The 25,473-nt window shown below is 65.2% G+C and carries 20 protein-coding genes and 1 riboswitch; of the genes, 5 read left to right on the forward strand and 15 right to left on the reverse strand.

Going from position 1 to position 25,473, the window contains the following annotated elements; translation table 11 throughout:
• The first annotated feature begins 110 nt into the window (after positions 1-110).
• From G559_RS0117920 to G559_RS0117930, 3 genes are all read left to right on the forward strand, one after another.
• The gene (locus G559_RS0117920; protein ID WP_028629561.1) at positions 111-1,586 is read left to right on the forward strand and encodes a flavin monoamine oxidase family protein; all 1,476 of its coding nucleotides are present in this window, start codon (positions 111-113) and stop codon (positions 1,584-1,586) included.
• Positions 1,587-1,821: 235 nt separating this feature from the next.
• Positions 1,822-2,376, forward strand: coding sequence for a cytochrome b (locus tag G559_RS0117925; RefSeq protein WP_028629562.1), 555 nt, complete (start codon positions 1,822-1,824; stop codon positions 2,374-2,376).
• Positions 2,377-2,407: 31 nt separating this feature from the next.
• Positions 2,408-2,983 carry a YceI family protein gene (locus tag G559_RS0117930; protein ID WP_028629563.1) on the forward strand — a complete coding sequence of 192 codons (576 nt, stop codon included), beginning with the start codon at positions 2,408-2,410 and terminating at the stop codon, positions 2,981-2,983.
• Between the two features lie 288 nt (positions 2,984-3,271).
• Here the strand turns inward: G559_RS0117930 and G559_RS0117935 are convergent, their stop codons facing one another.
• The 11 genes from G559_RS0117935 to ahcY form a co-directional block, all read right to left on the reverse strand.
• Positions 3,272-5,233, reverse strand: coding sequence for a DEAD/DEAH box helicase (locus tag G559_RS0117935; protein ID WP_028629564.1), 1,962 nt, complete (start codon positions 5,231-5,233; stop codon positions 3,272-3,274).
• Positions 5,234-5,416: 183 nt separating this feature from the next.
• Positions 5,417-6,178 (reverse strand): substrate-binding periplasmic protein, encoded by a 762-nt coding sequence (locus tag G559_RS0117940; RefSeq protein ID WP_028629565.1) that lies wholly within the window; start codon positions 6,176-6,178, stop codon positions 5,417-5,419.
• Positions 6,179-6,286: 108 nt separating this feature from the next.
• The gene (locus G559_RS0117945) at positions 6,287-7,363 is read right to left on the reverse strand and encodes a M14 family metallopeptidase (RefSeq protein WP_028629566.1); all 1,077 of its coding nucleotides are present in this window, start codon (positions 7,361-7,363) and stop codon (positions 6,287-6,289) included.
• Positions 7,364-7,516: 153 nt separating this feature from the next.
• Complete coding sequence (locus G559_RS0117950) at positions 7,517-8,989, reverse strand: CapA family protein (protein ID WP_028629567.1); 1,473 nt, start codon at positions 8,987-8,989, stop codon at positions 7,517-7,519.
• Positions 8,990-9,006: 17 nt separating this feature from the next.
• A complete protein-coding gene (locus tag G559_RS0117955) occupies positions 9,007-10,296 on the reverse strand; it encodes an MFS transporter (RefSeq protein ID WP_028629568.1) in 1,290 nt (429 codons plus the stop codon).
• Positions 10,293-11,474, reverse strand: coding sequence for a M20 aminoacylase family protein (locus G559_RS0117960; protein ID WP_028629569.1), 1,182 nt, complete (start codon positions 11,472-11,474; stop codon positions 10,293-10,295). Before G559_RS0117960 ends, G559_RS0117955 begins: the two co-directional genes overlap by 4 nt.
• Positions 11,475-11,621: 147 nt before the next feature.
• Positions 11,622-12,551, reverse strand: a complete 930-nt coding sequence (locus G559_RS0117965) for a LysR family transcriptional regulator (RefSeq protein ID WP_028629570.1) — start codon at positions 12,549-12,551, stop codon at positions 11,622-11,624.
• A 300-nt stretch (positions 12,552-12,851) separates the two neighbouring features.
• Positions 12,852-14,225 carry a DUF1329 domain-containing protein gene (locus tag G559_RS0117970; protein WP_036997552.1) on the reverse strand — a complete coding sequence of 458 codons (1,374 nt, stop codon included), beginning with the start codon at positions 14,223-14,225 and terminating at the stop codon, positions 12,852-12,854.
• Between the two features lie 11 nt (positions 14,226-14,236).
• On the reverse strand, positions 14,237-16,051 hold the full coding sequence (locus G559_RS0117975; RefSeq protein WP_036997554.1) for a DUF1302 domain-containing protein: 1,815 nt from the start codon (positions 16,049-16,051) through the stop codon (positions 14,237-14,239).
• A gap of 428 nt (positions 16,052-16,479) precedes the next feature.
• Positions 16,480-17,325, reverse strand: a complete 846-nt coding sequence (gene metF, locus G559_RS0117980; protein ID WP_028629573.1) for a methylenetetrahydrofolate reductase [NAD(P)H] — start codon at positions 17,323-17,325, stop codon at positions 16,480-16,482.
• A gap of 71 nt (positions 17,326-17,396) precedes the next feature.
• Positions 17,397-18,806, reverse strand: a complete 1,410-nt coding sequence (ahcY, locus tag G559_RS0117985; RefSeq protein WP_028629574.1) for an adenosylhomocysteinase — start codon at positions 18,804-18,806, stop codon at positions 17,397-17,399.
• A gap of 22 nt (positions 18,807-18,828) precedes the next feature.
• A riboswitch (S-adenosyl-L-homocysteine riboswitch) is annotated at positions 18,829-18,955 on the reverse strand.
• A gap of 185 nt (positions 18,956-19,140) precedes the next feature.
• On the opposite strand from ahcY, the gene G559_RS0117990 reads away from it, so the two are divergent.
• On the forward strand, positions 19,141-19,530 hold the full coding sequence (locus tag G559_RS0117990) for an acyl-CoA thioesterase (RefSeq protein WP_028629575.1): 390 nt from the start codon (positions 19,141-19,143) through the stop codon (positions 19,528-19,530).
• Positions 19,531-19,916: 386 nt separating this feature from the next.
• Entirely contained in the window at positions 19,917-20,369 is a 453-nt protein-coding gene (locus tag G559_RS0117995; protein ID WP_028629576.1) for a c-type cytochrome, read from the forward strand.
• Here G559_RS0117995 and ligB read toward each other — a convergent pair.
• From ligB to G559_RS0118015, 4 genes are all read right to left on the reverse strand, one after another.
• Positions 20,363-22,033: an NAD-dependent DNA ligase LigB gene (gene ligB, locus G559_RS0118000; RefSeq protein WP_028629577.1), complete on the reverse strand. Its 1,671-nt coding sequence runs from the start codon at positions 22,031-22,033 to the stop codon at positions 20,363-20,365. The two genes, G559_RS0117995 and ligB, sit on opposite strands and share 7 nt — an antisense overlap.
• 173 nt (positions 22,034-22,206) lie before the next feature.
• Positions 22,207-23,397, reverse strand: coding sequence for a methionine adenosyltransferase (metK, locus tag G559_RS0118005; RefSeq protein ID WP_028629578.1), 1,191 nt, complete (start codon positions 23,395-23,397; stop codon positions 22,207-22,209).
• Positions 23,398-23,416: 19 nt separating this feature from the next.
• Positions 23,417-24,418 (reverse strand): ArsR/SmtB family transcription factor, encoded by a 1,002-nt coding sequence (locus G559_RS0118010; RefSeq protein WP_028629579.1) that lies wholly within the window; start codon positions 24,416-24,418, stop codon positions 23,417-23,419.
• A 77-nt stretch (positions 24,419-24,495) separates the two neighbouring features.
• On the reverse strand, positions 24,496-25,377 hold the full coding sequence (locus G559_RS0118015) for a LysR family transcriptional regulator (RefSeq protein ID WP_028629580.1): 882 nt from the start codon (positions 25,375-25,377) through the stop codon (positions 24,496-24,498).
• Positions 25,378-25,473 lie beyond the last annotated feature (96 nt).

A 25,473-nucleotide genomic window follows, 5' to 3' on the forward strand; every position in this document is an offset into this window, starting at 1 on the left:
GACAAGCAGGACGCACCCAACCGCCCGGAAGGCACGTCTGGCCCGGCCGTTGGGGCTGGCGTATCCTGCGCGCCAATTTCGTACAACGCTGTTTCACCGGGGGAATCTTCATGCCTGCAGCCTGGCGCGTCTTGGCGCTGATCATCGTGGGAGGGCTCAGCGCGACGGCGCTGGCCAAGGACAAGCAGCCGACGGCCATCGTCATCGGCGGTGGCATGGCGGGCCTGACCTCGGCCTACGAGCTGCAGCAGAAGGGCTGGCAGGTCACCGTTCTGGAGGCCAAGCCGAGCATCGGTGGCCGCTCGGGCCTGGCGGCCAGCGAGTGGGTCGGCAGCGCCAAGTTGCAGCCCAGCCTCTACCGCTACCTGGACCAGTTCAAGCTGAAGGCCGTGCCCGCGCCGGATTACGTGCGCAATCCGGGCTACCTGGTGAACGGCCGTTACTTCTCCGAGGCCGACCTGCTCAAGGAATCCCCGAGCACGGTGGAGGGCCTGAAACGCTTCGACAAGAGCCTGGACGACCTGGCCGCCTCGATCGAAGACCCACTCAAGCCGCTGGTCAATCACACGCTGCAAACCCTCGACTCCATCAGCGTCGCCCGCTGGCTGGAGAAGCTGAGCCTGCCACCCACCGCGAAGGCCCTGGTGGAGCAGCGCATCCGCTCCCGTTATGACGAACCCTCGCGCCTGTCGCTGCTCTACCTGGCCCAGCAGGCCCGCGTCTATCGCGGCCTGCCGGATACCGAGATGCGCGCCGCGCGCCTGCCCGGCGGCAGCCAGGGCCTGGCCCAGGCCATGGCCAAGCAGATCAAGACCATCAAGACCAACGCCCGCGTCTCGGCCATCGTGCAAGAGAAGGACGGCGTCGCCGTCAAGGTCGGGGGTGCCGGCTACCACGCCGATTACGTGGTGCTTGCCGTACCGCTGCCGGCCCTGGGCAGGATCAGCATGACGCCGTCCCTCTCGGCCCTGCAGCTGCGCGCGCTGAAGGACATCAACTATGGCTGGCGCGACCAGATGCTGCTGCAGTTCAAGAAGCCGGTCTGGGGCAAGAGCCGACTTTCCGGCGAGGTCTACAGCGACCAGGGGCTGGGCATGCTCTGGGTCGAACCGGCCCTCAAGGGCGGCGCCAACCTGCTGATCAACCTGTCCGGCGACAACGCGCGCCTGATGCAGGCCTTCGGCGACCGGCAGATGGTCGACCAGGTGCTGATCCGCTTCGACAAACATTTCCCAGGCGCCCGCGAGCAATTCAAGGGCTTCGAGGTGCGTCGCTATGGCAAGGACGCCCTGGCGGGTGGCGCCTACCTGGCTTACGGCCCCGGCGAAATCAGCCTTTACTGGCGCATGTGGGAGAAGCCCCTGGGCCGCGTGGTATTCGCCGGTGAGCACACCGACGCGCTTTATCCAGGCACCCTCGAAGGCGCCCTGCGCAGCGGCCAGCGCGCCGCCGCCCAGGTCATCGACCTCAAGGCCGGCAAGGCCGTTGGCCCGGTGGAAGCAGAAACCGAGAGCATGCCCGAAGCGACACCCAAGACGCTCACCAAGGACGAGAAGAAAGGCTTCTTCTCCCGTCTGTTCAACTGAGTTGTATCCCCGGTGGCGAGCTCATCGCCGCCGGTCCCCCCCTCCTCATACCGTTCGGTCGCGGCTGACGAGCTATCAGGCTTTTCTTTCGACAAAAGTCTGCAAAGTCCCACTCGTTATAAAGATCGTTTTACTCGATATTTCAAAGCAAAATTTTCCGCTTTAATTCGATAGATTTACCGCTAGGCTTTATCACTCGCTTTTACCCAGCTTGTGTTTTCCAAGGATGTCCTCCATGCAATGGCGTAATTCCCCGTCCCGCTTCGGCCTGGTCAGCATTCTTCTGCATTGGGGGGTGGCCATCGTCTTCGTCGGCCTGTTCGCCCTGGGCCTGTGGATGGTCGGTCTGAACTACTACAGCAGCTGGTACAAGACCGCCCCGGACATTCACAAGGGCGTCGGCATCCTGCTCTTCCTGGTGATGCTGGCACGCATGGCCTGGCGCTTCATCAGCCCGCCGCCGCCGGCCCTGCCGAACCATGGACCGATGACTCGCCTGGGCTCCAAGGTCGGCCACCTGGTGCTTTACGTCGGTCTGTTCGCCCTGATGATTTCCGGTTACCTGATCTCCACGGCCGAAGGTCGTGGCATCGCCGTATTCGGCCTGTTCGAAGTACCGGCCACCCTGACCGCCATTCCCGATCAGGAAGATGTGGCCGGCGCCATACACGAATACCTGGCCTGGGGGCTGCTCATCTTCGCAGGCGTCCACGCCCTGGCCGCCCTCAAGCACCATTTCATCGATCGCGACGCGACCCTGACCCGTATGCTCGGTCGCGCCGCCAAATAACGCTGCAACCTCTCAACAAGGAGATTCACCGATGCTGAAGAAAACCTTCGCTGCGCTCACTCTCGGTGCCGCACTGTTCGCTGGCCAGGCCATGGCCGCCGACTACGTGATCGACAAGGAAGGCCAGCACGCCTTCGTCAACTTCAAGATCGGCCACCTGGGCTACAGCTACATCTACGGTACTTTCAAGGATTTCGACGGCACGTTCAGCTTCGACGAGAAGAACCCTGAGGCCAGCAAGATCAAGGTCACCTTGAAGACCGCCAGCGTTGATACCAACCACGCCGAGCGTGACAAGCACATCAAGAGCGGTGACTTCCTGAACGTCAGCAAGAACCCCACCGCCACCTTCGAGTCCACCGCGGTCAAGTCCACTGGCCAGGGCACTGCCGATGTAACCGGCAACCTGACCCTCAACGGTGTGACCAAGCCGGTCGTCATCAAGGCCAAGTTCGTCGGCCAGGGCGACGACCCGTGGGGCGGCTACCGCGCCGGCTTCGAAGGCTCGACCACCATCAAGTTGAAGGACTTCGCCATCCAGAAGGACCTCGGCCCGGCCTCCCAGGAAGCCGAGCTGATCATCTCCTTCGAGGGCGTGCGTTCCTAAGCGCGCTTTCCCGCAGTACCAGAACGCCGGCCTTGAGCCGGCGTTCTGCTTTGTGGGCAGAAAACTGACCTTGCGGGAGATTCCATGTCAACGCCTTGGCCACGTAGGGTGGATGACGCCTTTCCATCCACCAGCGGCGTTATGCCGAACGGCTGAAGCTCATCCTTCGGCGTCGGGGGGCCTGTGAGCGAATTCATTCGCGACTGAAATCGCTCACACGGGGGAATGCGCTCCTCACGGAAACGAAAACGCCGGCACTGGGCCGGCGTTTTCATGAGCAGCTGAAACTCAGCGATTGCGGGTCAGCAATGCCGGTTTCTCGCCGCGCGGGCGGTTGCTCTGTTGCAGTTCGTCCAGTTGCTCCGGCGTTGGAAAGCGGTCGGTGCGGGACTCTTTCATGATGATCTTCGGTGCCGGCTTGTTGGCCCGTGGGTCCTGCACGGCCGGCTCGTCGCGACCACGAGACACCAGTTGATCTTCGCCACGGCGCGGGCCGTTGCCACGGCCTTTGGCGGGCTTGCCCTGGCGCTGCTGGCCTTGTTTCTGGCCCTGCTTCTGGCCACCACCACCCTGGCGCGGAGCCGGGTTGCTGCCCTGGCTACGGCTCTGACCGCCGCCGCCACTGCGGCCCTGACCCTGACCTTGGCCCTGCGGACGCGGTGCCTGGCCTTGGCCCTGACCGCCACGGCGCTGATTGCGGCCCTGGTTCTGGCCCTTGGGTGGGTAGGGGCTGACGTAGTCGACGCGGTTACCGAAGTTGTCCACCTCGTCATCGAGGAACTCTTCCGGATCGCGATCTGAGTTGGACTGCTGCGGACGTGCCTGCTTGGGCTGTTGAGGCTGGGGCTGGGGCTGTCGTTGGCCGGCAGCCTGTTGGCCTTGCTGGCCTTGCTGGCCTTGCTCCTGGCCTTGGCCCTTACCCTTGCCACGGCGGCGATTGCGGCTCTTGCGCTCCTTGCCTTCGGCACTTTCGCCGGTGGCGTCCTTGGACTCACCGGCAGCCTGGTGTGCCGGTGCCTTGCCTTCGCGCTTGGGCTTGTCGGCGCGCGGCTGGCGTTCGGGGCGCGATGGGCGCGCTTCGGGGCGTTCGGCTTCGACTGTCGCCGGGTCGAAGCCCTGGGTGTCGCCGTCCGGGATCTTCTGCTTGGTCAGGCGCTCGATGGCCTTCAGCAGTTTCTCTTCATCCGGTGCTACCAGGGAGATGGCTTCACCGCTACGGCCGGCACGGCCGGTACGACCGATACGGTGCACGTAGTCTTCTTCGACGTTGGGCAGCTCGAAGTTGACCACATGGGGCAACTGGTCGATGTCCAGGCCGCGGGCGGCGATATCAGTGGCGACCAGGATGCGCACGTCGTTGGCTTTGAAGTCCGCCAGGGCCTTGGTGCGCGCGTTCTGGCTCTTGTTGCCGTGAATCGCGGCAGCGGCCAGGCCGTGCTTGGTGAGGTATTCGGCGAGCCGGTTGGCGCCGTGCTTGGTACGGGTGAAGACCAGTACCTGCTCCCAGGCGCCGACCGTGATCAGGTGCGCCAGCAAGGCGCGCTTGTGGCTGGCGGGGAGATGGAACACGCGCTGCTCGATGCGCTCCACCGTGGTGTTCGGCGGGGTTACCTCGATGCGTTCGGGGTCATGCAGCAGCTTGTTGGCCAGGTCGACGATGTCTTTCGAGAAGGTCGCCGAGAACAGCAGGTTCTGGCGTTTGGGCGGCAGCTTGGCGAGGACCTTCTTCACATCGTGGATGAAGCCCATGTCGAGCATCCGGTCGGCTTCGTCGAGCACGAGGATTTCCACATGGGAGAGGTCGACTTTGCCCTGTCCGGCCAGGTCGAGCAGACGGCCGGGGCAGGCCACCAGCAGGTCCACGCCCTTGGACAGGGCCTGCACCTGGGGATTCATGCCGACACCGCCGAAGATGCAGGCACTGGTCAGGCTCAGGTCACGGGCGTAGAGCTTGAAGCTGTCGTGTACCTGGGCCGCCAGTTCGCGGGTGGGGGCCAGTACCAGTACGCGCGCCTGGCGCGCGCCGTGGCGCTGGGATTTGTCATGGTGACCGTTGGGGAACAGCAGTTCCAGAACGGGCAACGCGAAACCGGCAGTCTTGCCGGTACCTGTCTGGGCAGCAACCATCAGGTCGCGGCCTTGCAACACGGCGGGAATGGCCCGCTGTTGCACGGGGGTGGGCTGGGCGTAGCCGGCAGCTTCGACGGCGCCGACCAATGCCTCGGAGAGACCGAGGGAAGCAAAGGACATGGGAAATCCTGTGTAGTTCTAAGGGGCTGGCCCAATAGGGTGATCGTGTCTGGCTAGAATCGCGGCGATGGCGCGCGGTCCCGACCGGTCCTGCTGGCCGAAGGGATGGCTCAGCGTCCGGGCGTATGCCTGACGGAGCGCCGAGTATAACAGCTCCTCGACAATGTACAGCCCTTGTGGTGCTCAACGGTTACTGGAGATGTCTCCACCGGGCTCCTGGTAGCGGGCTATCAGCTGTGCATATTCGGGTTCCTGCTTGAAGCGCCGCAGCGCTTCGCCGAAGCGCTCGGCCAGGCCTTCCAGGCGCGGCAGACGGCGAAATGCGAGGTACAGGTGGTCGCGGCTGATCACTTTGGCGTGCTGACCGACCTCGTCTTCGAGCCCCATCTGGCGGAGCAGGAATTGTCCTGCCCGGCGGTCGTTCACCACCAGGTCGACCCGGTCGCGCACCAGCTTGCCGAGGTTGGCCTCGTGGGTGGGGGCTGGCTCGCGGATGAACAACGGCGAGGTGCGGAAGGCCTGGTCGGCGTACCAGTAGCCGGGGGAGACACCTACTTTCAGACCCTGAAGATCGGCCAGGCGCTGGAAGGGATAGGGCCGTTGCCGGGCGTAAAACAGCACGAACTCCACCTGCGACAACGGCTCGCGGGGAAAGGCCATCTGCTTCTCGCGTTCCCGGTTCTGGAAAATATCCAGCACCGCATCGGCCGACCCGCTCTCCAGCTCCACCAGGCAGCGCTTCCAGGGCATCAGACTCCATTGCACCTCGATTCCCAGACGCTGGAACACGATGGCGCTGGCCTCGTAGTCCAGGCCGCGGGGCTGGCCGTTCTCCTCGTAGATATAGGGTGCCCAGGGCTCGCTGACGATGCGCAGGGGCTCGGCCTGGACGGCTGAGCCGAGGCTGGCGAGCAGGGTGAGGAGGAGCATGCTGAGTAATGGCATGTGGCCAGATTACGTGGCCGCAAGCGCCGTGGGTAGTACGGCAAGGGTCAAAGAACCGAAGCTGTGACCGCCTTCGCGACCCCATCGCGCAGGCGGATACAGCCGCCATCAATCCAGTGGACTGGCCAACCCGGCCAGGGTCTGGTCCATCACCTCGCGTGCCTGACCCAGTACCGCTCGTTTCCAGCCGTCCTGTTGTGGGTAGAAAGCGCCACGCAACCGTTGCTTGATGCGTTCGCGTGTCGTGTGGGCGGCGTCCGGGTGGTTCTGCAACCACTGCTCGGCGCGCAGCGCGTACAGGACTTTGCGTCCCGGTAGCGTGCCGTACTCCAGGGTCAGGCCGTTGTATTCGGCCTGTTCGCACTCGCTCATCACCATCTGGTCGAGGGTGCCATTGAGCTTCGCCGATACCGAGGTGCCTTCGGCGCTGTTGGTCACCTGGGGGCCCCACCAGCGGCGGGCGCGGGCGATGGCCGCGGCCTGTTGATGTCCTTTGTAGATGCGTTCGCCCACCCCGTGAGGGCCGAGCCCGGTGTGCACGTCGATCCAGGCGATGCGCCGACATTGCCGTCCGTATTCGCGCAGGACGCGGCGCAGCGTGAGGTTGCTCCAGGTCGGCCGGGTTCCGGCGAAGAACAGCCCATGCGGGTCACTGTGCTGGCCGCGAGAAATGGCGCTTTGCAGGCTTTTCTTGCCATGGCGCAGGGCATAGCCGAGCAGGCGCAGGTCGTTCAGCAGGTTCGGTCGCAGCAGCCAGGGTGCTACGGCGCGGTAGTCGGGGTTATCGGCCAACGGCTGGGTGAAGTCGAGGAAGTTGCGGTTCAGGTCGACGTTGTCCTCGTTCACCCGGCGCAGCCAGGAAAAGCCGTAGGGGTTGAGGGCGTGAAGGTAGAGCACGGCGAGATCGTCTCGCCGGCAACGCGCGGCCCAGGCCTCGTCGCGCAGGCGGTCGACCTGGATCGCCGAGCCGCAGAATCCCTCGACGCCGTGACAGCCGCTGCTGAGCACCAGCAGGTTGGCGGCATCTCGCGGGCCACTGTAGGCCAGGTCCAGGGCCAGATGCTCGTTGTCGAAACCGCGCATGGGGTGGAGGTGGGACTCTACGGCGAGGCCGCGCTGGTCACAGCTTTCGAGGAATTTGCGGCGGGCTTCGGCGTAGTCGCGGGAGAAACAGGTCAGGTCCATTTCAGGTTCCGTGTCATGCGCCCGTGGTCGTTCACGGGCGCGGCCGTGCCCGGGCACTGGTTTGTGGCCGGTGCCTGGCGACGGCAATGAGGGCAGGGGAGCGGTTGGCGACCGGATGGGCCACCGCGCTGGGCGCCGGTCGGCGCGGGTCAATCAGGCTGCCGGGATCACCACCCGGCCGACGCTGGTGACGCGTTGGCCGAGTTCCACCGTGTCGATCTCGATCTGCGTGCCGAACTCGGCGGACAGTGTCTGCAGGCGCTCGAGGATGCGCCGCGCCTGCTGCTGGTTGTCCGCGCTGTCGAAGGCCAGGCGCGGGATGCCGCGTTCGGCGTCACGTCCGTCGAAACCCAGTTCGATGGGGTGCAGCAGCAGTTCCTTGAGGCGGCCATCCGTATTGAAACGGCATTCGGCGACCACGCTTTCGAACCAGATCGGCTCGCTGAAGATGCCCACCACACGCTTCCACTCGAGGAACTCGGCCGGGGTGGAGATCCGCGGGTTGGTGATGCCCTTGGGGCCGACGATGGCTTCGGCGGCCATCCATTCCATCTCCTCCCACTCGTCGCGGGCCACGACCTGCTGGCTGTTGTCCATGAAGCAGAAGTTGCCCAGGGAGTAGAGCAGCGGTTTGCCGTTGTAGACCTCGATGCCGCGAATCTGGTGCGGGCCGTGGCCACAGAGCATGTCGGCACCGTTGTCCACCAGGCTGCGCGCCAGGGTCGGCAGGTAGTTGGGCACTTCGGTGGTGAAGTTGTCCGGCTCGTGGGTGTGCTGGGCGACGATGGTGAAGTCGGAGGTCTGTTTGGCCTGGCGCAGGTTTAACAGGATTTCGGCCTGGTCGCGCTTGTCGCACTCATGGTGGATGCGCAGCGAGCCGGCGGCGGCGTTCGGATCGACGCGATAGTGCAGGGCCATCCCCAGGTGCACGCTGTGCTGGCCGTAGAGGGCTTTCAGCAGGTAATGGTCCTGGAAGGCTTCCTGGTCGTTCAGGCGCTTGAGCACGGCGAAGTCTTCAGCCGACACCAGGCGATGGGGCGTGGTGCGCAGCGGGTTCAGGCCGGGGCGCGGCGGCACGACGCCCAGCCCGTCGTTGGCCGGCGAGTTGGCTTCGAAAGTGGTGGCGTAGGAGATCAGCGACACCCGCGCCCGGTCGGTGTTGACGAAAGCCGGCGCCCGGGCGGCCGCTAGGCTGGCGCCGGTGCCGGCGTGGGTAATGCCGGCGGCATCCAGCAGTTCGTTGGTCATGCGCATGCCGGCTGTCCCCCAGTCCAGGGCGTGGTTGTTGGCGCGGGCCATGAGGTTGAAGCCCAGCGAGGCGAGGTCCGCCGGCGCGTCCGGGTCGCTGATCAGCCAGGCGAAGCCGGACTCGGCTTCCGGGTGGCCGTCGTAGGTCTTCAGGTCGATGGCCGAGCCTTCGTAGTTGCCGACCACCACATCGCCGCGACTGAGGATGTCCAGCAACTCGGGGGACTTGCGCTTGAGCTTATGGGCGATGGCGTGGGTGATGATGATGTCGCCCACGGCGATCACGCAGAAGCCGTCCTCGACCTCGGCTTCCCGCCAGGAGGGTTGCAGTTCCAGGGTGGCCGGCCGCTGCTGCGGAGCGCTGATACGTTGATGCATGAAGCGTGATTCCTGACTTAGGCCTGGCACGGGGCCGGCGTGATGGCGGATTCAGTGGAGTGGGTGGCGATCTTTGCGCGGCTGCGTTCCGGGTCGATCAGGCGCAGGCCGAGCAGGCCGCCGGCGATCAGGGCCAGGCCGAACAGCCCGACAGCCAGTTCGAAGCCCCTGGCGATGTCGCCGCCCTCCCAGCCGACAGCCTGGCCGACCACGTGGGGCGCGAGCATGCCGGCGCTGGTCATCAGGCCAATGTGAATGGCCAGCATGCTGCCGCGCTGACGGGGCGGGGCGATGAAGGCGACGATGCTGTTGGCGAAGGCCGGCAGCAGGTTCACCAGGATGCCGCCGACCAGGTACAGCGCCAGGGTCGCGGTCAGGCCCTGCTCAACGAAGCCCATCAGGCTCATGGCGAGGCCGGCGACCAGGCAGGCCAGCATGGGTGGGGCGACCATTGCCAGGCGTACGCTGGCGCCGCGCTTGAGGGCGCGCTGCGAGAGGCTGGAAACCGCCAGATTGAGGGCAATCACGCCGACGGTGGCGGCCATCACCACGTAGCCGGACTGCATTGGCGTCATCGCGAGGCCCTTCTGCAGGTACACCGGCACCCAGCTGTAAATCAGCGCAGTGGGCAGGTAGCTGCAGAAGCCGGCCAGGGTAATGAAAACGAAGGTGCGGTTGAGCAACAGGTGGCGATAGGGGGCGGTGCCGCCGGAGGCTTCGCCCTCGGCATCGTCATGCTGGCCTTCGCGTCCGTACACCAGCCACAGCACCAGCCACACCAGGCCGATGGCGGCCAGGATCAGGTAGCCCACGCGCCAGCCCAAGTGCTGGATCAGCAGCGGCAGCGACAATGCGCCGGCAATCGCGCCGAGCATGATCGCCACCTGGATCAGCGCCGAAGGCAGTACCCGCTCGCGCGGTGCGTACCACTTGAAACAGGCGTGCTGGGTCACCGCGGTGCCCGGCCCGCAACCGGCGCCAAGCAGCATGCGGCTGGCCACCAGGGCGAAGAAGCTGCTGCTGAGGGCGGTCAGCAGCTGGGCCACCATCCACACCACGGACATGCCGGCCAGGATGCCGCGACTCGGCAGGCGGTTGGCGAGAAAGCCCACCAGCACGCCGGAGATGGAGTAGAGGAAGAAGAACGCGCTGCCGATGAAGCCGAACTGCTCGGGACTGAGTTTCAGCTCGTCGATGATCTGCGGGCCGGCGAAGGCGAAGATGCTCTTGTCCAGCACGCTGATGACCATCACGGCCATCAGCAGGGCCACCACCAGGGGGCGGCGGCTGTCGGAAGGGACGCTCATGCTCGGGTCTCACTCAGGTAGGTTTCCACCAGACGCGCCCAGAGGCTGGCGCCGAAGGGGATGGCGGAGTCGTTGAAGTCATAGCCGGGGTTGTGGACCATGCAGCCGCTCGGGCCGCTGTTGCCATTGCCGAGCACCATGTAGCAACCCGGGCGCGCCTCTAGCATGGAGGCGAAGTCCTCGCTTCCCAGGTAGCCGCTGGGCACGCTGGTGAGCACCGCCTTTTCGCCCACAAGGCCGCGTGCTACCTGCTGCAGCAGCGTGGTCTCGGCCGGCGTATTGACCAGCACGCCGATGCGCTCGTCGTAGTCCAGGTCCAACTCGATGCCATGGGCAAGGGCGACGCCCTGGCTGATTTCGGTGATGCGTCGGCGCAGCAGGGTGCGGATGTCCGGGCTGGTGGAGCGCACGCTGAGTTTCAGGGTGGCCACATCCGGGATCACGTTATGGGCTTCACCGCCCTGGATGGCGCCGATTGTGATGACGCCCACCTCGCCGGCCGGCACGTTACGCGCGACGATGGTCTGCAGCGCCAGGACCAGTTCGGCGGCGGCGACGATCGGATCGCGGGCCTTGTGCGGCATGGCACCGTGGCCGCCGACACCGATCAGGCGAATGGTCGCCACGTCGGACGAGGCGCTCATGGCCCCCGGCTGGCTGACGAACATGCCCACCGGGAGCCCCGGCATGTTGTGCAGGGCGTAGACCGCATCGCAGGGAAAGCGCTCGAACAGGCCGTCTTCGATCATCCGCCGGGCGCCGCCCAGGGTTTCCTCGGCGGGCTGGAAGATCAGGTTGAGGGTGCCGTCGAACTGGCGCGTCTCGGCCAGGTAGCGGGCAGCGCAGAGCAGGATGGCGGTATGGCCGTCATGGCCGCAGGCGTGCATCTTGCCGGCTTCGCGGCTGGCGTGGGGCACGCCGCTTTCTTCCTGGATCGGCAGGGCGTCCATGTCCGCGCGGATGCCGATGCTGCGGTTGCCACTGCCGTGCTTGAGGGCACCGACGACGCCCGTGCCGCCGATACCCTCGAAGACCTCATAACCCCATTGGCGCAGGTAGCCGGCCACCAGCTCGCTGGTGACGTGCTCCTCGAAACCGAGCTCGGGGTGCTGGTGGATCCGTCGCCGAATCTGCGCGAATTCATCCTGCCAGGCCAGGATCTGTGGGATCAGCTGCATGGTTTGCCCTTGTTGTCGTGATCAGCATGGCGCGCAGCATGCCGCAGCCCGGGGTGGCCGGGATAATCACCTCTGGGCATGCGTATCGGCTTTGGTTATGCACGCGTTGCCAACGGGCAGCGCAGGTCACGACGGGGCCGGCGGGATTCAGGGGGCGGGGTTGAGCAGCAGGCTGGCCTTGGGCGCATGGGGGTTCTTGTAGGCGTAGACCAGCTCATCGGTGAGGGCCTTGGCTTCGCGGGTCATCAATTCCTGGTCACGGCACACCAGGGAGATGTTCATCGGCGGCACCTGCTCCACCAGGTCGAGCGTCTCCAGTTCCTGGCCGAGCGTGCGCACATGGTCGAGCACGCGCAGTGACCAGTAACTCACCGCGTCGGTGTTCAGCGCCAGTTCGGAGAACAGCACCACCGAGGCGCATTCGATGACCCGTTCCGGCGGCTCCACCTGATAGGTTTCGAACATCCAGCCGACCCGCGACTGCTCCAGCGAGTCCTGCAGCAGCCACTCCTGGTCGCGCAACTCGCCCAGGGAGCGGGCATGGCGCAATGGGTGGCCCTTGCGCACGGCGAGCACGGTGGGCTGGGTGAACAGCTCGGTCCAGTGGAATCCATCGCTGCTGCGGGAAGCCGGCAGTGAGGTGAGCACCAGGTCGAGTAAACCTTCGCGCAGGCCTTCCATCAGCTTCGACGGGCGCAGTTCGTGAATCTTCACCTGCACCTTGGGGAAACGCTTGCGGTAACGGTTGAGGCTGGCGATGAATTGCGCCCCCGGGGTCACCGGCGAGACGCCAATGGAGACGTTGCCGTCCATCACACCCTTGAGGGTTTCGATCTCATCGCGGGCGCGACGCACTTCTTCGAGAATCAGCCGTGCGCGGCGCACCAGGCGTTCGCCGTACTCGGTCAGGGTGATGCCGCGGTTGGAGCGCACCAGCAGCGGTACGCCAAGCTCGGCCTCCAGCTCCTTGATGCCCTTGGACAGGGCGGGCTGGGAAATATGGAGCAGCCGCGAGGCTTCCTGGATGCTGCCACTCTCGCAGATCGCGACGATGGCGCGGAGCTGGTGCAACTTCATGAACGGGCCCGGGTGGTTGGAGAGTGGGCCGACTTTAAGGCAAGAAGTGGGCCTGGTGCTGTAAAGAGAAGTTTCAGCGGTGCGACGGTGCCGGGAATTTCCGGACTCCATCCGGGTGATGAAATGCTTCTCCTGTGGGGGGCGATATCAATCGCCAAGGGCGGCGTAGCTGCCCCTGCGGGTTCCAGGGGCAGACCTTCGGCCTGCTTGGCGATTGAAATCGCCCCTACAAGGTGGCCGTGGGCCGATCCAGCTTCGAAAAAGGCGGCCCGAAGGCCGCCAAGGTGGAGCGCGATGCGATCAGCGGATACCGGTGGCACGCAGGGCGTTGGGGGTGAACTGCTTGCGGCTGTAGTTGATGTCGAACTGGTAGGCGTTCTTTTCCTCGTTGTAGAGGGCGTTCACCGCGTAGCGACCGGATTGCACGTCGTAGTGGGTTTCGGCGTTGAACAGCGGCATCTGCTGGTCGTAGAAGAAGCTGGTGTGGCCTTCGGAAACCCGCCACAGGTTGCCGCGACCGTCGTAGGCGTCGGCTTCGGCGGCTTGCCAGCTGTCCTCGTCGATGTACAGGTCGCGCCGCGAGTAGATGTGGCGCTGGCCTGGCTTCAGGGTCGCGGTCACGTGCCAGACGCGGTGCAGCTCATAGCGGGTGTGCTCGGGGTTGAGGTGGCCGGGCTTGATGACGTCGCTGTATTTCAGCTTGGACGAGCCCAGCTTGTAGGCGTTGTAGGGGATGTACAGCTCCTGCTTGCCTACCAGTTTCCAGTCGAAGCGGTCCGGCGCACCGTTGAACATGTCGAAGTCGTCCAGGGTCCGCATGCCTTCGGCGCCGGGGCTGTCGTAGGCGATCTGTGGGGCACGGCGCACGCGGCGCTGACCGGCGCTGTACTGCCAGGCCATGCGTGGTTCCCGGACCTGGTTGATGGTCTCGTGGATCAACAGCACGCCGCCCGCCAGGCGAGCCGGGGAGAGGAATTCCTCGCGGTAGAAGTAAAGGATGTTCTCCATCTCCTGCGGCGAGTAGTCCGACAGGCCCACCGGATAAGCCAGCTGCTGCTTCACCAGGCTTGGGGTGAAGGCGCCGTTGGCCTGGGGCGAGGCCTGCACCACCTGGCGCTGCAGGGAAAGACCGCGGTAGCGGCCGATGTGGTTCCAGATCACCTCCAGGCCGTCCTTCGGGATGGCGAAAGGCAGGCCGCCGCTCTTGTAGTGCTGCAGGCCGTTGCCGCTTTCCGCCAGTTGGGTGTTGCCGGCGTTTTCGCGGGTGGTGTCCAGGTAGCCCTGGGGCAGGTTGATGGAGCGGCGAGTCGGGTAGACCGGAATGCGGTAGCTGTCCGGGTAGCGCTTGAACAGCGCCAACTGGCCGGGGGTCAGCTTGTCCTTGTACTGCTCGACATTCTGCGCGGTGATGGTGAACAGCGGTTGGTCGGCGGCATAGGGGTCGGAAAGGAAGCCGTCGGCGTCACGCTGGCCGGCGTCCTTGGCCAGGCCGCCGGTCCAGGCCGGGATGCTGCCCTCGGCATTACCGGCTTTCTCGGCCCCCATCGGGGTGAGGTCGGCGCCAAGGCGCGCAACCTGGTCGGCCGGCACCGCGGCCAGCGCCTGGGTGGCGAGCAGGCTGAGGCCGATGCAGCCGGCGCGCAGGAGTCGTGAATCGATCATGTTCAGTTTCATGTGCAGGGACCTCAGAAGCTCGCGCCGACGCTGAAGGCGAGGAAGTCGCGGTCGGTATTGGTGTTGAAGTCGCCGCCGAAGTAATCGGTGTAACTCAGGCTGGCGGTGTAGGTGGACAGGTAGTCGGCATCCAGGCCGACGCTCACCGACTTGTTGTCTTCGGTGAAGGTCGGGCCGAAGCCGTCGACGTCATGGGCAAAGGCCAGGTTGGGCTTGAGGTTGACCCCGGCGATGGCGTCGTTGAACTCCAGCTGCGCGCGCAGGCGGTAGCCCCAGGAGTTGTCGGTGTAGAAGCCCTTGTCGGTGCACTGGTCCGGGTTGGTGGTGTTGAGCAGGGCGGTGCATACCCTGTTGCCGGTGCTGCCCAACGCGGATGCCGAACTCGGCAGGGCGCCGTTGCCGAACACGCTGCTGCGGCCGAAGCGCAGGTCCGAGCCATCGCTGGAACCGAGGTCGCCGATATGGCTGAAGCCCACTTCGGCCACCAGGTTCAGGCGGTCGGCGGCCAGTATCTGGTCGAAGGTGTGCACCGCGGTGACCTGGGCCTGGCTGAAGGGCATGCGCTTGTAGCCCTGTACCAGGCTGCCGGCGCTGGTGTCGGCCCAGTCGGTGTCGAAGATCGCCAGGCCATCGAGGTTCAGCAGACCCACCAGGCCGCCGACGCTGGCGGCGGTGGACACGTCCGTGCCGTTGAGCGACAGCGGCATGTTGGGTCGGTGACTGATCTCGCCCGAGAGCGCGGTGCCATCCGGCAGGGTTGTGGCGAAGCTGATGCCGTAAAGGCGGATGTCCTCGGGGTAGGCCAGCTGGTAGCGCGCGGTGGCCGGGCCGGGGGCGCCGCTGATCGCCGCCAGACTGGGCGCGCCAACCGTCCAGACGCTTTCCGGCGTACGGCTGTGGTAGTTCATGGCGTAGAAGCCGAACTCGGTATCGTTCAGCGCCGGTACCAGCCAGCGCATGGCCACGCCGAACTGGCCGCCGTCGCGGGCTTCGTCATCCGGAAGGCGCGGCACCCAGCCGTAGCGGGCCGGGTCGCGGTCGAAGTCGGTGCCGAAGGTGGTCATGCCGAGATCGCAGCCCTTCGGCGCGGTATCGCTGCCGAAGAAGGTGCCGCAGTTGTCCAGTACGGTCTTGTCCCACTCCAGTTGGTAGAAGGCTTCCACCGAGAGGTTCTCGGTCAGGCCCTGGGTGGCGTAGAGCATGTTCACCGGGATCAGGCCTTCCTTGATCTCCGAGCCGGGGCGGCGGAACGCGGCGACGTCGGTCGGGTTGATGGCGTTGATGCCATTGGCGATGAAGGTGCTTTCGCCCCAGCTCACCACCTGTTTGCCGGCGCGCGCGCTGCCGGGCAGGTCGCCGAGCAGGTAGTTGTGGTAGACGAAGGCGTCCAGCAGTTGGGCGCCGGACGACTTGGCGGCGTTATCGCGGCCGCTGTCGTCGATGTCATAGAGCGGGCGGTGTTCGTCCTTGAGCTCGAAGTCGTACCAGTACTTGCCACGCAGGAAGACGCCGGTGTCGCCGTACTTGAGTTCGAGGTCGTGGATGCCCTTGAAGATCTTCGAGAAGGTCTCGCCCTTCTTGAAGTTCAGCCGGCCGTCGTCGCTGGTGCGGGTCGAGGCGGTGCCGCCATTGGCCTTGCCGATGAAGGCCTTGTCGGCATCGTCCATGGCCCAACTGGCGCCGATGGACAGCGACGAATCGAAACGGCCCTCGATCTCCCCGATGTTGAAACTGGCGGCCTGTGCCGGTAGCGCGCTGGACAGCGCTACAGCCAGGGCCAGGGCGCTGGGATACATGGCCCCCACGCCTGTTGTTGTTCTTTTCATGATGCTCTCCGCCTGGTCAAAGAAGGCCCGCGGAAAGACCCGCCGGGCTCACGCTTCTTTGCAGCCTGATGACAGGTGCGGGGGCATCCTAGGTAAGGGGACGGCCTCCTGACTTCTGAATAATCCTTATGCCCATAGCCAAAGGTGAGGATGGCGACGGTGCAGTTGGCGGCGAGGCGCAGGCGGGAGCCGGGAAAATGCTGCTCCGTTAGGCGCTGGTCGCGCATAACCCGGAGTTATCCCGATAAACAGGATTAAAGACGGATGCGGCGTTCCGGGCAGAGTCAGCGCTTGTTGTGGGAGCGAGCTTGCTCGAGAAGGCCGTGCCCGGGGCTGTTCGCGAGCAAGCTCGCTCCTGCGCGGCCATGCAGATGCGGAAAAGAAAAAGGCCGGGACAACGCCCGGCCTTCTTGTCTTCTACAAGGTACTCAACGCGGCAGATTGAGGTTCTTCCAGATTGCCAGGCTCGGTTCGGCCTGGTTCAGGGTGTAGAAGTGCAGACCGGGAGCACCGCCCTGGAGGAGCTGTTCGCTCATCTCGGTGATCACCTGCTCGCCGAAGGCCTGGATGCTCTGCGTGTCATCGGCGTAGGCCTCCAGTTGCTTGCGTATCCAGCGCGGGATTTCCGCGCCGCAGGCGTCGGAGAAACGGGCCAGCTTGCTGTAGTTGGTGATCGGCATGATGCCCGGGACTACCGGGATGTCCACGCCCAGCTTGCGTACGCGCTCGACGAAGTAGAAGTAGCTGTCGGCATTGAAGAAGTACTGGGTGATCGCGCTGCTGGCGCCGGCCTTGACCTTGCGCACGAAGTTGGCGAGGTCGGACTCGTAGCTGCGCGCCTGCGGGTGAACTTCCGGGTACGCGGCGACTTCGATGTGGAAGTGGTCACCGGTTTCGGCGCGGATGAATTCAACCAGTTCGTTGGCGAAGCGCAGCTCGCCGCTGGCCATGCCCATGCCCGACGGCAAGTCGCCACGCAGGGCGACGATGCGCTGGATGCCGGCATCCTTGTAGTGGGCCAGCAGGGCGCGCAGTTCGGCCTTGCTGTCACCGACGCAGGACAGGTGCGGTGCGGTCGGCACCTTCACCTCGCCGTCCAGCTGCAGCACGGTCTGCAGGGTGCGGTCGCGGGTGGAGCCGCCGGCACCATAGGTGCAGGAGAAGAAATCCGGCTGGTAGCTGGCCAGGGTGCGGGCGGTGGCCATGAGTTTTTCGTGCCCGGCTTCGGTCTTGGCAGGGAAGAACTCGAAGCTGTAACGGCGTTCTTGGGACATTGAAGATTTCCTTCAGTGGCAGACCTCAAGCTGCGGGAAGAACCTTCCCCGCAGCTTGCTGCCCATGGCTCTTAGTAGCGGTAGGTGTCCGGCTTGAAGGGGCCTTCCACGGTCACGCCGATGTAGTCGGCCTGCTGCTTGGTCAGCTGGGTGACCACGCCACCGAAGCCCTTGACCATCTCCAGAGCCACTTCTTCGTCCAGCTTCTTCGGCAGTACTTCGACGGTCAGGCGCGCGGCCTTGTCGGCGGCCGACAGGTCGGCGAACTTCTGCTCGAAGAGGTGGATCTGCGCCAGCACCTGGTTGGCGAAGGAGCCGTCCATGATCCGGCTCGGGTGACCGGTGGCGTTGCCCAGGTTCACCAGGCGGCCTTCGGCCAGCAGGATCAGGTAGTCGTCGTTGAGCGGGTCGAAGCCGTCGTTGCCGGTGCGGTGGATCTTGTGCACCTGCGGCTTCACTTCTTCCCAGGCCCAGGTCTTGCGCATGAAGGCGGTGTCGATCTCGTTGTCGAAGTGGCCGATGTTGCAGACCACGGCGCGCTTCTTCAGGGCCTTGAGCATGTTGGCGTCGCAGACGTTGACGTTACCGGTGGTGGTGACGATCAAGTCGATCTTGCCCAGCAGCGCGGCATCGACGCTGGCTTCGGTGCCGTCGTTCAGGCCGTTCTTGTACGGGGAAACGACTTCGAAGCCGTCCATGCAGGCCTGCATGGCGCAGATCGGGTCGACTTCGGAGACCTTCACGATCATGCCTTCCTGACGCAGGGACTGGGCCGAGCCCTTGCCCACGTCGCCGTAGCCGATCACCAGGGCCTGCTTGCCGGACAGCAGGTGGTCGGTGCCGCGCTTGATGGCGTCGTTCAGGCTGTGGCGGCAGCCGTACTTGTTGTCGTTCTTGCTCTTGGTCACCGAGTCATTGACGTTGATCGCCGGGACTTTCAGGGTGCCGGCCTTGAGCATGTCGAGCAGACGGTGCACGCCGGTGGTGGTTTCTTCGGTGATGCCGTGGATCTTCTCCAGCATCGCCGGGTATTTCTTGTGCAGGATCTCGGTCAGGTCACCGCCGTCGTCCAGCACCATGTTGGCGTCCCACGGCTGGCCGTCCTTGAGGATGGTCTGCTCGATGCACCACTCGTACTCTTCTTCGGTCTCGCCCTTCCAGGCGAATACCGGGATACCGGCGGCGGCGATGGCGGCAGCGGCCTGGTCCTGGGTGGAGAAGATGTTGCACGAGGACCAGCGCACTTCAGCGCCCAGGGCGGTCAGGGTTTCGATCAGCACGCCGGTCTGGATGGTCATGTGGATGCAGCCGAGGATTTTCGCGCCTTTGAGCGGCTGCTGGCCAGCGTACTTGCGGCGCAGGGCCATCAGGGCCGGCATCTCGGATTCGGCGATGATCAGCTCGCGGCGGCCCCAGGCGGCCAGGGAAATGTCGGCGACCTTGTAGTCGGTGAAATCGGCAGGCGTCATGACAGCGCTCATGCGTGAGTCTCCATTCGTAGTGTGCGAATGGGCGCCGTTGATGCGTTTGTCGATCAGCTGGCTGCCGACCGGGTCTACGCCCCTTCCGAGCCTGACAGGCGGAACCTGATTCGAAACAGGCACCACGTGCTGCAGCGCCCCTCGGAAGGGAGGCGGGAACGACCGGGCTGTGCCGGTCGTTTGAAAAACCTGCGGATTATAGCGGTGCTGGCGGGCAAGCCCAAGGTTTTCCGTCGCCCGGACGGGTGCCTATCGCAGCCATTGAAACCCTTGTTGCGACAAGCCTTAGTCGCGCGTCCATGATTCATCCCATCTCACACAAGGAGGACGCTGCATGAATTTCCATACGCGCAAATGGATCAAGCCCGAAGACCTCAACCCCAACGGCACCCTGTTCGGCGGTAGCCTGCTGAAGTGGATAGACGAAGAAGCGGCCATCTACGCCATCATCCAGCTCGGCAATCAGCGCGTGGTCACCAAGTTCATCTCCGAGATCAATTTCGTCAGTTCGGCGCGCCAGAGCGACATCATCGAGCTGGGCATCACCGCCACCGAGTTCGGCCGCACCTCCATCACCCTGTGTTGCGAGGTGCGCAACAAGATCACCCGCAAGAGCATCCTGACGATCGACAAGATGGTGTTCGTGAACATCGGTGAAGACGGCCTTCCGGCGCCGCATGGCAAGACCGAGATCACCTTCATCAAGGACCAGTTCAAGGAATAATCATGCATTGGCCCGGGCGCGTTTCGCTCGGGCAGGCCTGCGATGGCTGGCGATGGCGCGACATCTCTCCACCGCCACAGCCAAGTTCACCGGGGGCGATTTCGGCCTGCGCCAGAACCACGACCCCGGTCGGCGCACGTGGGGATTCAGCGCAGCAGCGCCTGCTCGGCTGCCTGCAGCTCGGCGCGGGTCGCCACGGGTAGGATAAAACGTCTGTTCATCGGTTTTTCCGCCAGTCGCGGGGGCTACATTCTGGCGGGAAACGCCGGCTGGTGCGGGCTGGATGGCCTCTTCATTGATCTGCGACAAACTGTCGCCAGGCTTGGTATTTGCCGGACAGGTGGGGATACTGTCGCCCGCCTTCAGCCCTACCCGTGATCCTGCCGATGAATGCCAAGACGCTTCTGATCGTTGTCGCCGCCTGCCTGGGCCTTGCCGCCTGCGGTGGCGTGGACCCCAATTCGCCGCTGGGCAAGCGCCAGGCGATCTTCAAGGACATGCTGCGTACCAGTGAAGACCTCGGCGGCATGCTGCGTGGCCGCATCAGTTTCGACGAGCAGCGCTTCGCCACTGGCGCGACCAAGCTGGACCAGCTCTCCCGTCAGCCCTGGCAGCACTTTCCACAGGTACAGGAAGGCGACGCCGACAGCGCCGCCCGCGATGAGGTCTGGCAACGCGAGGAGCGTTTCCAGACACTCGTGCGCGAGCTGGAAGCCAGCACCGGCCAGCTCGCCAGTGCCGCCCAGGCCCGCCCGCTGACCGCCCAGGGCATGGCGCCCCTGGTGCAGAAGGTGGAAGACAGCTGCGAGGCCTGCCACAAGGAATTCCGCGCTTACTGAGGCGCGGCGAATCCGTCTACCCCGGCGCTGCGGAGCCGCTCTGCCAGCGCCTGAACGTCCGGATGCTGAAAGAAGGCTTCCAGCCTGGCAGCCTTGATCGGCCCCAGGCCCTCGCGCGTTTGCCAGTCTCGTGCGGTCCTGCTGCTGAGCGTCGCCCAGTTGCCCTCCAGCCGTGCTGCGCCCGTGGGCGGCATGCCCAATGCGGCCAGCCACCGTGCGAACGGTCTTGCGCGGGCATCGTTGAAGCGCTGTGCCAGTGCGCTGGCGCGTAGTGCGCCGATGCCCGGCCTGGCTTCCAGTGCCGCCAGGTCGAGGTCCAGCCAGTCCAGTAGTCCGGTCAGTTGCAGGCGTGCCCAGGTGCCGCGCCCCATTCCTTGCAAGGCCAGTCCCTTGCGGCCGCCCAGCCATTCCAGTCGCGAAAGGAACTGCTCGCGGCAGTCAGGTTCCGGGCGAAAGCAACTGAGGGCGTGATACTGGCCAGCCGCTGGCGCCTGCACTTTGGGACGCTCGGCGGCACGCAGTACCACGGAATCCAGCTGCGGAATCGTCAGGCCGGCCAGGGCGATGGCCACCTGGTCGCCGGGGCGGATGTCCAGTGCTCGCCAGCGTTTCAGGGAGCCCAGCCCGACGCGCTGGATGCGCCGGCCATCCAGTTCGACCGGCGCCAGCTTCAGCAGTGGCGTGACCCGACCGGTGCGACCGACCTTGAACTCCACCGCGCGGACTTCCGCCAGGGCCTTGGTGAACGGGTATTTCCAGGCCACCGCCCAGTTCGGCGGTTGCGGTTTCCACCGTCGTGCCGCCGGTCGTATGCCCTGGCGAATGACGATGCCGTCGCTGGCAAACGGCAGTGGCGCGCGATACCAGCGTTCGCGCCAGGTCGCGATGTCCTCGGCGCTGGCGACGGGGTGGGTAAGTTCTAGGGCATCTTCGAACCCCATTGCCCCCAGGCCTTGCAGGCGCTTTTCCATCTGCGCGGGGCCGTCTGGCCAGTCCCAGACGAAGAGGCCGATGCCGAGGGCGTCGCGTTCTTCCAATTCGCGACGATTGAGCAGCCCGGCCACTTTTCCGCGCGCGCCCTGACCGCCATGTTCCGCCTGCACGTGAGCGTCCAGTCGCCAGTAGAGTTCGCCCTGCAGTACGCCATCGCCGATGCCGGCCAGCTGCGCCGGAATGGCGGCGATGCGCCGTGCCTTGTCAGTCCAGTCCTGTCCGTGGTCACCGTCGCCCCGGCTGATGGCCTGCGCCAGCCGCCCCTGGCGGTACACCAGGGTGACGGCCACGCCATCCACCTTGGGCTGGACCCACAGGTCGCGGCGTTGTCCAAGCCAGCGGCGCAGTTCGTCGATGTCCCGCAGCTTGTCCAGGCCGGTCTGGGACACCGGGTGGCGGGCGCGGCCGGAAGCGCCGGCAAGGGGATCGCGGATTGGCGGTGCCTCGGCGGGAAAGCAGTCGCGCAGTAGGCCCAGGCGTGCGCGGCTCTGGTCGTAGAGCCCGTCGTCCACCGGCGAACGGCCCTCGCGGTGGTACTGGACGTCCCAGTCGGCGATGCGCGTGTCGAGGGCGGCGAGCTCGGTGCTGGCGCGTTCGCTTGGCCAGTCCGGGCAGGCGTCGGCCAGGGCGAGGCAAGGCAGGAGGAAGGGAAGAAACATCCAGGTTTTCATGGCGAGCCTCCGTGCTCGTGGGGGAGGCGGCCAGTCTAGGCAGGGTGCTTGTCGGCGGGAGCTGAATTGCGTGTCCGTCCGGGCGCGGTTCGTTGTGAGGGAAAGCGCACTGCTGTGAAGCGCCCAACAAAAAGCCCCGCACAAGGCGGGGCTCTTTGTCGATCGGTCAGGGCTTAGAGGCCAGCGGCAATGCGCAGGGCTTCGGCCTTGTCGGTCTTTTCCCAGGTGAACGCGGTGAAGGTGTCTTCGCCGTAGCTCATCTCGTAGGGATTGCGGCCGAAGTGACCGTAGGCCGCAGTCGGCTGGTACATCGGGTGCAGCAGGTCGAGCATCTTGGTGATCGCGTACGGACGCAGGTCGAAGTGCTCGCGAACCAGCTGGACGATCTTGTCGTCGCTGATCTTGCCGGTGCCGAAGGTGTTGATCGAGATGGAGGTCGGCAGGGCCACGCCGATGGCGTAGGACACCTGGATCTCGCAACGCTCGGCCAGACCGGCGGCGACGATGTTCTTGGCCACGTAACGGCCGGCGTAGGCAGCGGAACGGTCAACCTTGGACGGGTCCTTGCCGGAGAACGCGCCGCCACCGTGACGGGCCATGCCGCCGTAGGAGTCGACGATGATCTTGCGACCGGTCAGGCCGCAGTCGCCCACCGGGCCGCCGATCACGAAGTTGCCGGTCGGGTTGATGTGGAACTGGGTGTCCTTGTGCAGCAGCTCGGCCGGCAGCACGTGCTTGACGATCAGCTCCATCACGCCTTCGCGCAGGTCGGAGTACTTCACGTCCGGGTTGTGCTGGGTGGACAGCACGATGGCGTCGATGCCGACGACCTTGCCGTTCTCGTAGCGGCAGGTGACCTGGCTCTTGGCATCCGGGCGCAGCCACGGCAGCAGGCCGGACTTGCGGGCTTCGGCCTGGCGCTCCACCAGACGGTGGGAGAAGCAGATCGGGGCGGGCATCAGCACGTCGGTTTCATTGCTGGCGTAGCCGAACATCAGGCCCTGGTCACCGGCGCCCTGGTCTTCCGGCTTGGAGCGGTCGACACCCTGGTTGATGTCGGGGGACTGCTTGCCAATGATGTTCAGGATGCCGCAGGTGGCACCGTCGAAGCCGACGTCGGAGCTGTCGTAGCCGATGTCGATGATGACCTTGCGCACCAGCTCTTCCAGGTCGACCCAGGCAGAGGTGGTGACTTCACCGGCGATGATCGCAACGCCGGTCTTGACCAGGGTTTCGCAGGCAACGCGGGCGTGCTTGTCCTGGGCGATGATGGCGTCGAGGACGGCATCGGAAATCTGGTCGGCGATCTTGTCCGGATGGCCTTCGGACACGGATTCGGAGGTAAACAGGGAGTATTCGCTCATCTATCGGTTTTCCTATTCGTTACCGGTGGGTGAGTTCGCTTCGTGAGTCCGGTTTGGCGAAGTGCCGAACCTGAATCTGAAAGCCGTTTCGCAAGCCAATGTAGAGGCTCTCGCCGGGCGTGAGCCCCGCGGCATTGGCCCAACGGGCCAGGTCGTCCTGTTCGAAGCCCAACCATAGATCGCCGCAGGCCTCCCTGGCCCAACTCTGGTTGTGGCTGCACAGCTCGGTTACCAGCAGGGCGCCACCTGGCTGCACCCGCTGGGCCAATTGTTTCATCGCATCGGCCGGTGCCGCGAAGTGGTGCAGGACCATGTTCAGCACCACGCAGTCGGCGGCCGCCTGCTCGTCATTCAGGGCATCGGCCAGTCGCAGTTCGACGTTGCCGAGGCCTTTTTCGCTGCAGCGCATCCGCGCCAGTTCCAGCATGGCCGGGCTGTTGTCCAGCGCCGTGACCTGGCGGAAGCGCCGCGCCAGGTCCGGCAGGAAACCGCCGTCACCAGGCCCGACCTCCAGTGCCGTGGCGCCGGTTTCGAAACCCAGTGCGTCGAGCAATGCCAGCACGCTGTCACGGTATTGCGGCAATCCTGCGATCAGGTCTTGCTGCGCCTGGAATTTTTCCGCCGCGCGGGCGAAGAAGTCGCGGCTGACCGCTTCGCGCTGGGCATGCACTTCGGCGATGCGCCCGGCGATCTCGGCCGGTAGCTCCAGTTCGTCGACTTCGGCCAACAGGGCTGCGTGCAACATGCCGCCGACCCGCTCGTTCTGCGCCAGGGCACGACGGTAGAAAATCGCATTGCCTTCGCGCCGGGTCGCCACCAACCCCGCCTGCGCCAGCACCTTGAGGTGATGGCTCATGCCTGATTGGCCGGTGGCGAAGATCTGTGCCAGTTCCAGCACGCCGAAGGAGTCGTTGGCCAGTACCCGCAGCACGTTCAGGCGCAGTGGGTCGCCGCCGGCCTTGCACAGGGCGGCCAGCTCGTCGCTGTCGTCATGGCGGATCTGGGGTACGCGCAGGCTCATAGGGGGCGCAGTCTAGCCCCCGTCCCCGGGTGTCGCAATGCCAATATCAAAAAGTTTTGATATTGGGTGATCGGCGGTTAGCCGGGTTTCCGCGTCAGTTCGAGGAACGCGGCCGGTGCCGGGCTCAGGCTCTGCCCTGGCCGCCATAGAGCGTGGAGTTCGCGTTCGATGCGCAGGTCGCTTACCTCCAGGCGCACCAGGCGGCCGCTGGCCAGTTCCGCGCGGACCATGTGCGGCGATAGCCAGGCGATGCCGCGGCCGTCCTGCACCAGGCGTTTCAACGCTTCGGTGCTGCCGATGGACATCCGCACGCGCAGTTCGATGCCCCGTTCGCGGTACGCCTGCTCGACGCTCGCGCGCGTGGCCGAGCCCTGTTCGCGCAGGTAGTGGTCCTGCCCGGCGAGATCCCGGGCGCTGAGTTCGCCGTGTCCAGCCAGCGGGTGCGTCGGGCCGACCACTGCCAGCAGGCGGTCGCGGTCCAGCAGGTGGCTGGAAAAGGCCTGGCGGTCGAACGCGCCTTCGACGAAGCCGAGGCTGATGCGGCCATCTTCCAGCTGGGCTGCCACCTCGCGGGTATTGCTGACGGCGAGGTCCACCGCCACGGACGGATGCACCTGGTGGAAACGTTCGATCAGTTCCGGCAGCAGGTAGCTGCCCAGGGTGGCGCTGGCGCCAAGGCGAAGCTCACCGTCATCGAGGCTGGCGAAACCGCGCAGGTCGCGCTCGGCGGCGGCTTCCAAGGCGAAGATGCGCTGGGCGTATTGCAGCAGGCGCTGGCCGCCCTCGGTCAGGTTGACCCCGCGTGGCCGGCGGTCGAACAGGGTGAGGCCGATGCTGGCTTCCAGATCGCGGATTTCCCGGGTTACCGCCGGCTGACTGATGAACAGACGGCTGGCGCCGGCACTGATGCTGCCGCTCTCGGCGACGGCAAGGAAGACCTTGAGGTGGTGCAGATTCATAAATGAAAGGCATGCGTTAGATGCTGAATATGTATTTTTCATATAGCACGGCTCGGCCTAGTCTGGCTCGGTCTTTCCCGCTGCGGGATCACCCGA

Origin of the sequence: Metapseudomonas resinovorans DSM 21078, from assembly GCF_000423545.1 — a bacterium.
GTDB classification, from domain to species: Bacteria; Pseudomonadota; Gammaproteobacteria; order Pseudomonadales; family Pseudomonadaceae; genus Metapseudomonas; species Metapseudomonas resinovorans.